This is a genomic window from Endozoicomonas sp. Z74 (genome assembly GCF_057680865.1).
The window spans coordinates 1-11,760 of record NZ_JBLYZI010000134.1 but is presented as its reverse complement, the minus strand read 5'-3'; the positions used below and the strand labels follow the sequence as shown (position 1 = coordinate 11,760).

Below are 11,760 nucleotides of genomic sequence, written 5' to 3'. Positions count from 1 at the left end.
CCGGATAAAAATAATCATGGTGCGCCTGTTTGGTGATAAGAAATCATTTGTGGAAGATGGGAAGTTGGTTGAGGTATATCGGTTCAGGAAAAAAGAGTATTTGATCAACTACCGGTAAGCCGGTTTATCGGTATCAAGAATGGAGAAATACAGAATGGCAACATGGCGGCAGCTGATCGAAGAAGCATTGCAGGGCGATGAATTGATCGCTTGTACTTTGACCGATGAGGAAATGGATGAAGCATTTTTTGATGAAATAGGTAGGGTGAATGGCAAGCTTTTTTATGCCTGAACGTAAAGATGCTGTAAACAATCCCTAGGGTTCCCTAGGGATTGCCATTTGACAGCCCCCTAGACCCCCCCTGTTAGAAATTCCCCTGAAACGCAAAAAAAAATCTTTTTTCAATCTGCGAGGGGGAACCCATGTTTAACAAGTTGAGTGACTGGAAATTTGTGGGCGCGGTGGCCGTGGTGGCGCTGGTGACCATTTACGCCAACAACAAAAGCCAGACTGTGAAAAAAATCACTGGCTCAAACTAGGAGGGCTGAATAATGTCTTTTGTTCGTCCTCTGAGATTGCCGAACGTCTCTAACGTTGGCGCGGGTCAAACGGCGACCGTTGGCCTGCCTGTGGGTCTGATGACCTATGAATCCATCAACCTGAAACTGACGGATATTGCTAAGGATAAGGTATCCAATCTGGATATTCTGGCCAACGGCAAGCCGATTCAGTCCTATAAAACCGTGGCCGATCTGGAAGCCATTTCCAGTTATTACGGTTATCACATCGAAGACGATGAGGTGGAAATCCCGTTTTTCCGGGAGCATTTCACCAGTGCCAAAGAAGGGCGGATGTTTAACCTGGGCGTGGCCGATCTGAACACGGCGGAAGTGCGTTTTGATCTGGGGGCGGTCACCGGTTCGCCAGCGGTTCAGGCCATGGCGCCACGGTATACCCACGTGGACGACAACGGCCAGCTGAACCAAAAAGCCAACAGCATTGGTGCCATTACCAAAATCCGGCACTTTACCCATGCGACCAGCGTAGCCGGGCGGTATGAAATTTCCGACCTGCCAAAAGAATGGTTCCTTCAGGCGTTGCACCTGAAAAGCGCGGCCGTATCAGACGTCAAGCTGGAAATCAACGGTCAGGTGGTCTGGGAAATGACCCGCGAGCGAATGCAGGCATTTCTCAAGCGCAAGGGGCGCAATCCTCAGAGCGGCTGGTATCACCTGGACTGGATGACCACCAATGAAGTCGGTAACCAGTTGGCCATTGAAAACGTCTATGACCTGCGTCTGATTCTGGAAATGGACAGTCCTGACACAGTTATCCTGTATCCGGAATACTGGAGCGGCATCGGGGGGATTTAAGAATGGCGGGGCTATTTGATTATCTGGAATTGGCGGTGGATGGCTACGTAACAACGGAAACCAACAAGGCCAAATACAGTACCGATGCCTATAAACAGGGGGTCGCTCAAGGGGCGGCCATTTCTGAGGCTGAGAAGGTGTCTCAAACCGTGGAAACCAACGACGTGACCGACGCCAGTCGAAGCCCCGGCGGTTTTCTGGATGGTATTGACCGGCGTTGGTTGTATGCAGGCGGCGCAATGGTGCTGGCGTTCATTGGCTTCAAAGCCCTGAAAAAGTAGGGGGCGGTATGTTGAGTGCGCTTTCTATGGGGGGTGAAGCGGCCAAAGGGGCAAAGGGCGGCAGTGCAGGGCCTTCCAGCGCGAAAGGCGCGTCCAGTTCCGGGGCGATTAATTTCGGCGCGGTGAATTTTGGCAGCAGCAGCACCAACGACACCATTATCAAAGTGGCAATTGTGGCAGTGGTGGCGCTATGGCTGATCAGGAAAAAATGATTTTTGAGCGGCAAAAGCGGCTAACCGGCAGTGCCTGTCGTGCCCTGAAACCTGCAATGTATGGAACGGATTATGCCGATGACGTGGCAACCGGGCGGGTGGAACTCTGGAGGGTTAACGGGGGGCGGCTCTGGCTGATTACCCGGATTGAGCGGAAAACCCTACATGTGGAATGCGCAGCGGGTCAGGGGTTGGTGATGGCGTGTATCTATTTGCTGGCAGCAGCCCGTCAGCAGGGAATAAGGCGTTTTCAGTTTCACACATTCAAGCCTTCACTGGGTCGGTTGATGCAACGGTATTTTCCGGTGTTTCAGTGTGTCCAGGTGAATGAGCGGGGCGGCCGGATTTATCGGGCAGAGGTGGCGTAATGGGTGGCGGTAAGTCAGGCAGCAGCAGCGAAAACAAAACAACCAATACCAGTAGCCAGGTGTCGTTGGATGGTGATAACACCGGGTTGATTCTGTCCAATGTCAGCGGTTCCACCATTGAAGTGACCGACCGGGGAGCCATTGAAGCGGCGTTCACGCTGGCGGGGGAAACGTTGGAAATGAGTTACAACCAGCAGACCAGAAGCTATGAGGCCATAGAGGACAATCTGGCGCAATCGCTCGCGTTTGTTGAAACCCAGAATTTACCGGACAACGGCCAGGCCGAACGGCTGATCAAACCCTTGATCTATGGATCGGCAGCGGTGGCCGTGGCCTATCTGGCACTCAGGAGATAAACGATGATTCAGCAGGGTTTTAATATTTCATCCCTGAACGTTCGGGTGAAAGAAGGCCAGGAAGAAAATCTGAAAATTTCGGCGCGGCTGGTCTATGTCCAGTCCGCCAATATGTCCTTCAGGATTGCCACGGACGCGGGTTCCCGCTCCGATATGATCGCAGGGCGAAAGCTACAGCTGGGTGAACAGACCACCAACCTGAGAGTCATCAATACCGGTTCGGGCGATCTGGTAGCCACGCTGGTTTATGGCTGGGGGGATATTGAGGATTCAGCGGTAACCGGTGAAGTGTCTGTCAAAAATGCGCAGTCATTAAATCCCATGGCGCCGGCTCAACTCACTGACAATCAAACATTCACCATTCCCGCCAACAACGCGCGGCAGAAACTCACGCTCTACGCGGATTCAGGTAATACCGGCAAGGTGTGGTTAGCTGATGCCAAAAATAAAGGTTTGCCGCTCCTGGGCGGTCATGCTCACGACATCACCGAGTTTTCCGGGGCGGTTGAATTGTGCGGCGATGGGGCAGGGATGCAGACGGTTTATCTGATGGAGGTCAACGAATGAAGTTGATGGATGTTCAATGGCCGTTGATCGTGGGTAAGCCGCCTCTGGATTATGCCCTGTTGGATTTTGGGACGGTTTCAAAAAATAGCCGTTATTTGCAATCGAACCCGTTCGGGGCGGGTGCTCCGTTTCTGGCGGTGGCCGAGGTGTATATCGGCAACAAGTGGTTTGATGCCTCGTTTTATTGTCAGATCAGTGCCGGGGACGGTTTCGGCACTCGCGCGGGAGCGGATCAGGGGTTCGTCGATGTGGTGGTACAGACGGGAGCATCGGCGGTGGTTGGGCTGGCGTTACGTGGTGGGAATACCGGTAACTATACATCGACAGCCACATCGGCTCCCTGTCGGGTTCACGTCTGGAGGGTTGGCGCATGAAAACCTATGCCAAACCGGGCGAAAGCTTCCAGCAGATCGGCGGCACCTGTCCAGCGGATTTTATCGAAATGAACACCTCCAGGCCGGGTGATTTCTACACGGCTGCGGAGTCGGGCGACTGGATCAAAGACGACCGGGCAGAATTCAAAGCCTCCAGGCCGGACGCGGTGGCCAGTATCCGTGTCACTGTTGATGGGATGGAATTCGACGGGGATGAAACCAGCCAGGGCAGAATGTCCCGCGCCATTATTGCCAGTCTCAGTGATGATGAAACTATTGTCTGGGCGCTGGCGGATAACACACCGGCAGAAGTGACCGTCAGCCAGCTAAAACAGGCGCTCAGACTGGCAGGTCAGGAACAGGCGCGGCTATGGATACCGGAACAAAAATAATTTTAATGGCACTGGTGGCAGGGGGGCTACTGATGTTCAGCAGACAAACCGATCAGCCGCGAGGCATTCGCAATAACAATCCGGGCAACATTCGCCACGGGGATAACTGGCAGGGCATGGCCGATATTCAGCGGGATAGCAGTTTTGTGACGTTTATCCAGCCGGAATACGGTATACGGGCAATGGCGAAAATATTGCAGAGTTACCGGCGGCGCGGTGTCGATACCGTGGAGGAAATTATCAGCACCTGGGCGCCACCCACGGAAAACAATACGTTGGCTTACGTCAGTCACGTGGCTAAAAAACTGGGAGTCAGCCCGGATACACCCATTGAACAGCGGGATTACCCGGAACTGATCGCGGCCATTATTCACCATGAAAACGGACAACAGCCCTATCCCCATTCGGTGATCAGTGCAGGGGTGGCCATGGCATGAGCGTACTGAACAATAAGCAGTTTTTTACCCTGTTGGCCATCGGGGCGGCAGGGGCATATGTCCTCTATCAGGGCGCAGAAAAAACCGCCGCCGCCATTAACCCGGTCAGCCAGGACAACATATTCAACCAGGGCGCTAACGCTCTCGGGGAAGCGATTACCGGCAACCCCAATGCAACCGGGAATTTGTTTGACCATATCTACGGGGGGCTGGATCTGATCAACCCATGGGCGCCGGACTACCGGAAACAACACGCGAAGCGGGTGTGGGGGCTGGAATGAAGGAGTTGATTGTGCAGGGAAAGCAGCAAGGGCCGGTTTATTTATTGTTGATTTTGCTGCTGGGTGGCAGTGGCCTGAACTTGAATAAGACCGGCAGTGTGGACGTAAAAATGGATGATTTGCAGGATGGAATTAATGACCTGAAATCATGGCGGACGGTGGCTGAATACCGGATAACGGAACTGGAAAAGGGAGAGTGAGTCATGGCTAAACGAACCGTGAGTAAAAAAGTAGGAACCAAGGGAAAAGGCAAGCTGAAGAAGGGATACCGCTACAAAAAAGGCGGCGGTATCGTGAAGGCCAAAAAGAAAAAATAGGACGCTCGCCAAAGTCCAGCCGGGGTTATCCCGGCTTTTTTTTGCTCTTCAGTTGTCGGATTTCTTCAATGAGTGCAGCGTTCTGTTGCTCCAGGTCGTGCAGCAGTGACATATAAAACCCAATGTCGCACAGCTGGTGCTGGTCAATCCGTTGGCCGGTGGGTGTTTGCAGGCCATGGGGCGTGATTCGAAAATCAGCCCAACCCGGCAGCGGGAGCAGGCCGAAGACTTTTAACATAATCAGGTCATGACAGGCGGGTTCAATGGGGTGCCCTTTGATCCAGCGCCGAACCGTGTTAGGGCATCGGTGGCACAGCTGTGCTGCGTCTTCCGGGCTCAGGAACCATTCCAGGTGCTCGTATCGGGTGCGGGTTTGCAAGTGGAGCTGACCGTTTTTAGATGTATTTTTCATATCCATTCTACTTCTTATTGTCTAACGGTTATGAAAACGGGCAATCGAAACTGCATAAATATTCATTCCTGCGAATACCAAGCCGGTCTATACCCGTTCCCAGAACCAGAATAAACCGGTATTAGCCGTTTGAATATAGGCGGTATTGCCGATGTTTGCTGGGGTTTTGGTAGGGTGGGCTGGGGTGGTATTGCCTGACTGAATGAATATTCACTATTGGGGGAAAATGGGTATTTTATTTAACATAATATATATTATGCGCGGTTGGAATGAATATTAATCAGTCACCTGATCCTGATAGATTCTGCCTATGTTGTACCGAGAGCACGCCATTACTATTTGTCAAGCCGCGCCCGTTTGCCGGGCTGGCCGAAACCGCCTGGAAGGTGCGGCTTCTATAACTATAAATAGCAATGGAGTTGTAAGGTAATGCGTAAAAAGTCTAAGAAAACCACCTTCACCACCGCCGACGTGGAAATAACCACCACGTTATGTCCCATCAACCGCATCTGTATCCGGGTTATCACCCGCTATGGTGCCCGTAGCCAGCCGTGCACCGTGGCCGAGGCTGCTCAGGCGTGCCACCGATCCGAGGCCACCATCCGTCGTTGGGCTCGCAACCGGCGCATCAGTGACCCTGGCTGCGCACTGCTGCTGGCCATCATTATTGTAAAAGTCTTGCCCTGGCAGGGCTTTGAGGGGTTCCACCTGAACGCCGACGGGCAACTGATCGACACCAACGGACGCCGACACACGCTGGCCAGCATTCAGGAGGCAGGACGATTTATGACCGAGAACACCCGGCTTCGGGCACTGGTGCGCGGACTGGAAGACGAACTCACCGCCATTCAGGAGGAACAGCAACGGGAGCGGGAAAACACAGCTCAACAGCCGCTTGAAGCAGAGGATTATGTTAAACCCCGGTTACGCCTGGTGAAGTAACCCCATAAAAAAAAGACCGGCTTCAGGGACGAAACCGGCCAACACGGCGCTTTGGCGAGCGATTCTTTATTTTTTCTTTTTGGCCTTCACGATACCCCCGCCTTTTTTGTAACGGTATCCCTTCTTCAGCTTGCCTTTTCCCTTGGTTCCTACTTTTTTACTCACGGTTCGTTTAGCCATGATCATTCCCCTTTTTCCAATTCCGTTATCCGGTATTCAGCCACTATCCGCCATGATTTCAGGTCATTAATTCCATCCTGTAAATCATCCATTTTTACGTCCACACTGCCGGTCTTATTCAAGTTCAGGCCACTGCCACCCAGCAGCAAAATCAACAATAAATAAACCGGCCCTTGCTGCTTTCCCTGCACAATTAACTCCTTCATTCCAGCCCCCACACCTGCTTCGCGTATTGTTTCCGATAATCCGGGGCCCATGGGTTGATTAAATCCAGCCCCCCATAGATATGGTCAAACAGGTTGCCCGTGGCGTTAGGATCACCGGTAATCGCCTCCCCGAGTGCGTTTGCGCCCTGGTTAAAAATATTGTCTTGGCTGACCGGGTTTATGGCCGCTGCCGTTTTTTCCGCGCCCTGATAGAGCACGTAAGCCCCCGCCGCACCAATGGCTAGCAGGGTAAAAAACTGTTTGTTGTTTAATACGCTCATGCCCATGATATCCCTTCACGGATTAGATCAAGGCTATAAGGCTGCACCCCGTTTTCGTGCAGTGTCATAGCTGCCATTAATTGCGGGTAATGCCGTTCTTCAATCACCGACCACGGATTAAGCCCCAATTTATCACCAACATGCTTTATATAACTCGCCGTGTCGTTCTTATCTTCCTTAGGAGCCCAGGCGTTTAGAATATCCGCAAGCGTTTCCACACCGCGCCGACGATAACTAAATAGAATCCGCGCACCCGCCCTGAATCCGTACCGAGGATCAGTGAATTCTTCAAAGCTTTTATCGTCATCGGTTAATCGTTCGCCTTCCCAGTCATAATCTACCCGCTGATCCTCACGAATATTCAAGGGATTGTGATTACGGATGCCTCGCGGTTGATCCGCGAGCATTGTTGTCTTTCTGCTGAACATCAGTAGCCCCCCTGCCACCAGTGCCATTAAAATTATTTTTGTTCCGGTATCCATAGCCGCGCCTGCTCCTGCAAGGCCGCCCGTAATGCCTGCCTCAACTGCCCCACCGTGACACTGACCTCTCTGTTATCTGCCAGCACCCATAAATCAACGATTTCACTGTCACTGGTACTGACCGCAATGGCGCGGGACATTCTGCCCTGGCTGGTTTCGTCCCCGTCGAATTCCATCCCATCAACCGTGACCCGGATACTTGCAACCGCTTCCGGGCGACTGGCTTTAAACTCTGCACGGTCGTCTTTGACCCAATCGCCGGACTCCGCGGCTGTGAAGAAATCGCCCGGCCTTGGGGTGTTCATTTCGATATGATCTGCCGGACACTGGCCGCCGATCTGCTGGAAAGACTCGCCCGGTTTTGCGTAGGTTTTCATGCGCCAACCCTCCAGACGTGAACCCGACAGGGAGCCGATGTGGCTGTCGATGTATAGTTACCGGTATTCCCACCACGTAACGCCAGCCCAACCACCGCCGATGCTCCCGTCTGTACCACCACATCGACGAACCCCTGATCCGCTCCCGCGCGAGTGCCGAAACCGTCCCCGGCACTGATCTGACAATAAAACGAGGCATCAAACCACTTATTGCCGATATACACCTCGGCCACCGCCAGAAACGGAACACCCGCCCCGAACGGGTTCGATTGCAAATAACGGCTATTTTTTGAAACCGTCCCAAAATCCAACAGGGCATAATCCAGAGGCGGCTTACCCACGATCAACGGCCATTGAACATCCATCAACTTCATTCGTTGACCTCCATCAAATAGACAACCTGTGTCCCTGCCCCATCGCCGCACAATTCCACAGCACCGGAAAACTCCGTTATATCGTGAGCATGACCGCCCAGGAGCGGCAGCCCCAGATTTTTAGCCCCGGCTAGCCACACCTTGCCGGTATTGCCTGAATCGGCATACAGGGTTAATTTCTGCCGCGCGTTATTGGCTGGAATGGTGAATGTTTGATTGTTGGTGAGCTGAGCCGGTGCCATGGGGTTTAATGACTGCGCATTTTTGACAGACACTTCCCCGGTTACCGCGGAGTCTTCAATATCCCCCTCCCCGTAAACGATGGTAGCCACCAGTTCACCCGGCCCCGTATTGGCGATTCTGAGGTTATTGGTCCCAACGCCCAGCTTGATCTTGCGACCGGCAATCATATCCGCCCGTGAACCGGCATCGGTTGACACCTTGAATGGCATGTTGGCGGACTGGACATAACACAACCGCCCGGACACCTGTAAATTTTCTTCTTTACCTTCTTTCACCCGTACGCTGAGGGATTGAATGTTAAAACCTTGCTGAATCATTGCTGTTTATCTCCTGAGCGCCAGATAGGCCACCGCCACCACTGCCGATCCATAGATCAAGGGTTTGACCAGCCGTTCGGTCTGGCCGTTGTCCGGCAGGTTTTGAGTTTCCACAAAGGCCAGTGACTGCTTCAGGTTGTCATTGATTGCTTCGTAGGCCTGAGTCTGGTTGTTGTACTGCATTTCCAGCGTTTCCCCGGCCAGCTTAAACGCCGCGTCAATGGCTCCCCGGTCGGTCACTTCAATGGTGGAACCGCTGACGTTTGAGAGCACCAACCCGGTATTATCCCCGCCTAATGAAACCTGGCTGCTTGTATTGTGCGTTGTGTTGCTGCTACTGCTTGAACTGGAACCGCCGCCCATCAGATCACCATCCTGTATATGCGTTCGCCCGTTTCCCGGCCTTCAATGAATTGAAACCCGGAAAAATGGCGCTGAATCAATCGGGCAAAAGCCGGTTGAAAGGTATGAAACCGAATGCATTTCAGCCCCTGGCGCTTTGCCGCGGCCAGCAGATAGATACAGGCCATAATCAGACCCCGACCCGCTGCACAACAAACCACCAGTTCCCCGGACTCAATTCGGGTAATCAACCACAGACGACCGCCGCCCACTTTCCAGAGTTCCGCCTGCCCGGTTTCGATTTCTGCCCGGTAGTCGTGGCCGCAAAAGGTGGATTTCAGGGCACGACAGGCCGACCCGGTAAGCCGTCGCTGTCGCTCAAAGGTCAGCGCTATTTTTTCTTTTTGAGAAACCATATCGCCACCGCTGCAATCACTGCCACTTTGATGATGGTGTCGTTCGTGCTACTGCCAAACGTCACCGCCCCAAAATTGATTGCTCCAGAATTGGACGACCCCTGAGCACTGGAAGGGCCAGCACTGCCGCCCTTCGCCCCCTGAGCCGCATTAGCCCCCATTGAAAGCGCACTCAACATACCGCCCCCTATTTTTTCAGGGCTTTAAAGCCGATGAACGCCAGCACCACCGCGCCGCCTGCATACAACCAGCGCCGATCAATACCGCCTAACAGCCCTGGCGGCGTCTTATCGGTCACGTCCACCGCGTCAACCGTCTGGGAAACCTTCTCGGCTTCCTGCATCGCGGCTAACTGGCTTTGCCCCTGCCTGTAGGCGTCCATGCTGTATTGAGCTTTGCTGTTCTCCACTTCTGCATAGGTGTCCAACGTGGCTTCAAAGTAGTCAAAAAGGGAGGCCATTAGATACCTCCCAGCCCTGACCAGTATTCAGGGTAAATGGTCAGTGTGTCGGTTTCGGACATATCCAGAATCAGACGGAAGTCATACACACCTTCAACGGCCAACTGATTACCGATTTCGTTGGTCAACATCCAGTCCAGGTGATACCACCCGTCTTGTGGGTTCCGACCTTTCCTTTTGAGATAGGCTTTCATCCGCTCGGTGGTCATTTCCCAAACAACCTGACTGTTAATCTCCAGCTTCACACCAGCAATGCTGTTGGTCTTTTCGCCCTTCAGGTGCAAGGCCTGCAAGAACATTTCCTTGGGGATATCGGAGATTTCCAACCGGCCAACGGTTGGAGCCGCGTGGGTAAAGTGGCGGATTTTGGTAATAGCACCAATGCCATTAGCCTTGGTGACCGGGTTACCGCCCCTGTCCATGTGCGCATACTGGGTTCCCAGCGCTTCCACTGCTGGCGAACCGGTAACCGCGCCGATATCAAAGCGGATTTGCGCGGTTGAAAGATCGGCCACCCCGAGGTTAAACATTCTGGCTTGCGCCGCCTGGGTGAAATGCTCACGGAAAAACGGCAATTCAATTTCACCGTCTTCAATGTGATACCCGTAATAACCGCTGATGGCCTCCAAATGAGCCACAGTCTTATAACTGTGAATCGGCTTAGTGTTGGCCATGACATCAATATTGGTCACTTTGGACTTTTCAATGTCGGTCAGCTTCAGATTCACTGACTCATAGGTGAACTGACCCACGGGTAAACCGATGGTGGCTGTCTGTCCGGCACCAACATTGGACACATTGGGCAGACGTAGAGGACGAGAAAGCGACATTTTCAGCCCTCCTTAGTTAGAACCGGTGATTTTCTTCACGGTCTGGCTTTTGTTGTTCAGGTAAATTGTCGCCAGTGCGACCACCAGAACCGGCGCAATAAATTTTGGATCAGTGAGTTTGCTAAACATGGTTTCCCCTCGCAGATTGAAAAAAGTTTTTTTTTTTGCGTTTCAGGGGAATTTCTAACAGGGGGGGGCTAGGGGGCTGTCAAATGGCTATCCCTAGGGTTCCCTAGGGATTCTTTACATGATGTTTACGTTGTAAGGCTTTTTCGATTCAACTCTCGCCTTGGGGAATAAAGTACATCGTCAACCACAATGAACTCTTTTTTTAACCATTGCGTCACTTGTGCCGGCTGCACTCCTTGAGCTACTGCAAATGCTCTTTGAGAGCCGCAAAAAAACTCCCTGATATATTCAGAGAGTTCATAAGCAACCGGCATCAGCTCTTTTTTTCAGACAGCGCCTGTTCCAACGCTTCCTGATAATCAAATTCCGCACCATCTTCAACCAGCAAATCCAGATGAGCCTCTAAATTCTCCTTGTTTATGCCGTACCCCGCTTCCTCAGCAGCTTGATAGGCATAGAGCGCGGCCAGAGCTTCCCGCGATGCATCCGAGGCCATATCATCATTAATGAACGACACCACCCCAGATACACCGTTCAGGTTGTCGAGTGCTGTATGTGCTGCTTTGATACCCATGATGCGTCTCTCTCTGTGTTTGGCCCGGGTCATTCCCAAGCTGTTAGATATAGCATAACACTATACTCTGCAATGTAAAGTGTTTTGCTATATTTTTTCAACTATCCGGTAAACCGGCTTACCGGTAGTTGATCAAATACTCTTTTTTCCTGAACCGATATACCTCAACCAACTTCCCATCTTCCACAAATGATTTCTTATCACCAAACAGGCGCACCATGATTATTTTTATCCGG

26 protein-coding genes are annotated in these 11,760 nt (G+C 52.4%); 13 read left to right on the top strand and 13 right to left on the bottom strand.

Features of this window, described 5'->3' with window-relative positions; all coding sequences use genetic code 11:
• Positions 1–154 precede the first annotated feature (154 nt).
• From ACNRUY_RS23885 to ACNRUY_RS23830, 12 genes are all read left to right on the top strand, one after another.
• Positions 155–292 (top strand): hypothetical protein, encoded by a 138-nt coding sequence (locus ACNRUY_RS23885; RefSeq protein ID WP_488114179.1) that lies wholly within the window; start codon positions 155–157, stop codon positions 290–292.
• A gap of 260 nt (positions 293–552) precedes the next feature.
• Entirely contained in the window at positions 553–1,374 is an 822-nt protein-coding gene (locus ACNRUY_RS23880) for a major capsid protein P2 (protein WP_488114178.1), read from the top strand.
• A 2-nt stretch (positions 1,375–1,376) separates the two neighbouring features.
• Positions 1,377–1,655: a hypothetical protein gene (locus tag ACNRUY_RS23875; protein WP_488114177.1), complete on the top strand. Its 279-nt coding sequence runs from the start codon at positions 1,377–1,379 to the stop codon at positions 1,653–1,655.
• Positions 1,656–1,663: 8 nt separating this feature from the next.
• The gene (locus ACNRUY_RS23870; protein WP_488114176.1) at positions 1,664–1,867 is read left to right on the top strand and encodes a hypothetical protein; all 204 of its coding nucleotides are present in this window, start codon (positions 1,664–1,666) and stop codon (positions 1,865–1,867) included.
• Entirely contained in the window at positions 1,846–2,235 is a 390-nt protein-coding gene (locus tag ACNRUY_RS23865) for a hypothetical protein (RefSeq protein WP_488114175.1), read from the top strand. The genes ACNRUY_RS23870 and ACNRUY_RS23865 overlap by 22 nt, the downstream gene beginning before the upstream one ends.
• Complete coding sequence (locus tag ACNRUY_RS23860) at positions 2,235–2,591, top strand: hypothetical protein (protein ID WP_488114174.1); 357 nt, start codon at positions 2,235–2,237, stop codon at positions 2,589–2,591. The genes ACNRUY_RS23865 and ACNRUY_RS23860 overlap by 1 nt, the downstream gene beginning before the upstream one ends.
• Before the next feature lie 3 nt (positions 2,592–2,594).
• Complete coding sequence (locus ACNRUY_RS23855) at positions 2,595–3,158, top strand: hypothetical protein (protein WP_488114173.1); 564 nt, start codon at positions 2,595–2,597, stop codon at positions 3,156–3,158.
• Positions 3,155–3,532 (top strand): hypothetical protein, encoded by a 378-nt coding sequence (locus ACNRUY_RS23850; protein WP_488114172.1) that lies wholly within the window; start codon positions 3,155–3,157, stop codon positions 3,530–3,532. Before ACNRUY_RS23855 ends, ACNRUY_RS23850 begins: the two co-directional genes overlap by 4 nt.
• Positions 3,529–3,924 (top strand): DUF4376 domain-containing protein, encoded by a 396-nt coding sequence (locus ACNRUY_RS23845; protein ID WP_488114171.1) that lies wholly within the window; start codon positions 3,529–3,531, stop codon positions 3,922–3,924. Before ACNRUY_RS23850 ends, ACNRUY_RS23845 begins: the two co-directional genes overlap by 4 nt.
• Before the next feature lie 32 nt (positions 3,925–3,956).
• Positions 3,957–4,361, top strand: coding sequence for a structural protein (locus tag ACNRUY_RS23840; protein ID WP_488114170.1), 405 nt, complete (start codon positions 3,957–3,959; stop codon positions 4,359–4,361).
• Complete coding sequence (locus tag ACNRUY_RS23835) at positions 4,358–4,642, top strand: hypothetical protein (protein WP_488114169.1); 285 nt, start codon at positions 4,358–4,360, stop codon at positions 4,640–4,642. The genes ACNRUY_RS23840 and ACNRUY_RS23835 overlap by 4 nt, the downstream gene beginning before the upstream one ends.
• Positions 4,639–4,842, top strand: coding sequence for a hypothetical protein (locus ACNRUY_RS23830; protein ID WP_488114168.1), 204 nt, complete (start codon positions 4,639–4,641; stop codon positions 4,840–4,842). The genes ACNRUY_RS23835 and ACNRUY_RS23830 overlap by 4 nt, the downstream gene beginning before the upstream one ends.
• Positions 4,843–4,984: 142 nt before the next feature.
• Here the strand turns inward: ACNRUY_RS23830 and ACNRUY_RS23825 are convergent, their stop codons facing one another.
• Complete coding sequence (locus ACNRUY_RS23825) at positions 4,985–5,371, bottom strand: hypothetical protein (protein WP_488114167.1); 387 nt, start codon at positions 5,369–5,371, stop codon at positions 4,985–4,987.
• A 429-nt stretch (positions 5,372–5,800) separates the two neighbouring features.
• Between ACNRUY_RS23825 and ACNRUY_RS23820 the strand changes: the two genes are divergently transcribed.
• Positions 5,801–6,313 (top strand): hypothetical protein, encoded by a 513-nt coding sequence (locus ACNRUY_RS23820; RefSeq protein WP_488114166.1) that lies wholly within the window; start codon positions 5,801–5,803, stop codon positions 6,311–6,313.
• Between the two features lie 182 nt (positions 6,314–6,495).
• Here ACNRUY_RS23820 and ACNRUY_RS23815 read toward each other — a convergent pair whose 3' ends face one another.
• The 12 genes from ACNRUY_RS23815 to ACNRUY_RS23760 all read right to left on the bottom strand — a co-directional run bounded on the left by ACNRUY_RS23815 (position 6,496) and on the right by ACNRUY_RS23760 (position 11,524).
• The gene (locus ACNRUY_RS23815) at positions 6,496–6,699 is read right to left on the bottom strand and encodes a hypothetical protein (RefSeq protein WP_488114165.1); all 204 of its coding nucleotides are present in this window, start codon (positions 6,697–6,699) and stop codon (positions 6,496–6,498) included.
• On the bottom strand, positions 6,696–6,980 hold the full coding sequence (locus ACNRUY_RS23810) for a hypothetical protein (protein ID WP_488114164.1): 285 nt from the start codon (positions 6,978–6,980) through the stop codon (positions 6,696–6,698). Before ACNRUY_RS23810 ends, ACNRUY_RS23815 begins: the two co-directional genes overlap by 4 nt.
• Positions 6,977–7,462: a structural protein gene (locus ACNRUY_RS23805; RefSeq protein ID WP_488114163.1), complete on the bottom strand. Its 486-nt coding sequence runs from the start codon at positions 7,460–7,462 to the stop codon at positions 6,977–6,979. Before ACNRUY_RS23805 ends, ACNRUY_RS23810 begins: the two co-directional genes overlap by 4 nt.
• Positions 7,441–7,839, bottom strand: a complete 399-nt coding sequence (locus tag ACNRUY_RS23800; RefSeq protein ID WP_488114162.1) for a DUF4376 domain-containing protein — start codon at positions 7,837–7,839, stop codon at positions 7,441–7,443. Before ACNRUY_RS23800 ends, ACNRUY_RS23805 begins: the two co-directional genes overlap by 22 nt.
• Entirely contained in the window at positions 7,836–8,213 is a 378-nt protein-coding gene (locus ACNRUY_RS23795; protein WP_488114161.1) for a hypothetical protein, read from the bottom strand. Before ACNRUY_RS23795 ends, ACNRUY_RS23800 begins: the two co-directional genes overlap by 4 nt.
• Complete coding sequence (locus ACNRUY_RS23790) at positions 8,210–8,773, bottom strand: hypothetical protein (RefSeq protein ID WP_488114160.1); 564 nt, start codon at positions 8,771–8,773, stop codon at positions 8,210–8,212. Before ACNRUY_RS23790 ends, ACNRUY_RS23795 begins: the two co-directional genes overlap by 4 nt.
• 6 nt (positions 8,774–8,779) lie before the next feature.
• Positions 8,780–9,136, bottom strand: a complete 357-nt coding sequence (locus ACNRUY_RS23785) for a hypothetical protein (protein WP_488114159.1) — start codon at positions 9,134–9,136, stop codon at positions 8,780–8,782.
• Positions 9,136–9,531 (bottom strand): hypothetical protein, encoded by a 396-nt coding sequence (locus tag ACNRUY_RS23780; protein WP_488114158.1) that lies wholly within the window; start codon positions 9,529–9,531, stop codon positions 9,136–9,138. The genes ACNRUY_RS23785 and ACNRUY_RS23780 overlap by 1 nt, the downstream gene beginning before the upstream one ends.
• On the bottom strand, positions 9,507–9,710 hold the full coding sequence (locus tag ACNRUY_RS23775) for a hypothetical protein (protein WP_488114157.1): 204 nt from the start codon (positions 9,708–9,710) through the stop codon (positions 9,507–9,509). The genes ACNRUY_RS23780 and ACNRUY_RS23775 overlap by 25 nt, the downstream gene beginning before the upstream one ends.
• 8 nt (positions 9,711–9,718) lie before the next feature.
• Positions 9,719–9,991: a hypothetical protein gene (locus ACNRUY_RS23770; RefSeq protein WP_488114156.1), complete on the bottom strand. Its 273-nt coding sequence runs from the start codon at positions 9,989–9,991 to the stop codon at positions 9,719–9,721.
• A complete protein-coding gene (locus ACNRUY_RS23765) occupies positions 9,991–10,821 on the bottom strand; it encodes a major capsid protein P2 (protein ID WP_488114155.1) in 831 nt (276 codons plus the stop codon). The genes ACNRUY_RS23770 and ACNRUY_RS23765 overlap by 1 nt, the downstream gene beginning before the upstream one ends.
• A 442-nt stretch (positions 10,822–11,263) precedes the next feature.
• Positions 11,264–11,524 carry a hypothetical protein gene (locus ACNRUY_RS23760; protein ID WP_488114154.1) on the bottom strand — a complete coding sequence of 87 codons (261 nt, stop codon included), beginning with the start codon at positions 11,522–11,524 and terminating at the stop codon, positions 11,264–11,266.
• Positions 11,525–11,760 lie beyond the last annotated feature (236 nt).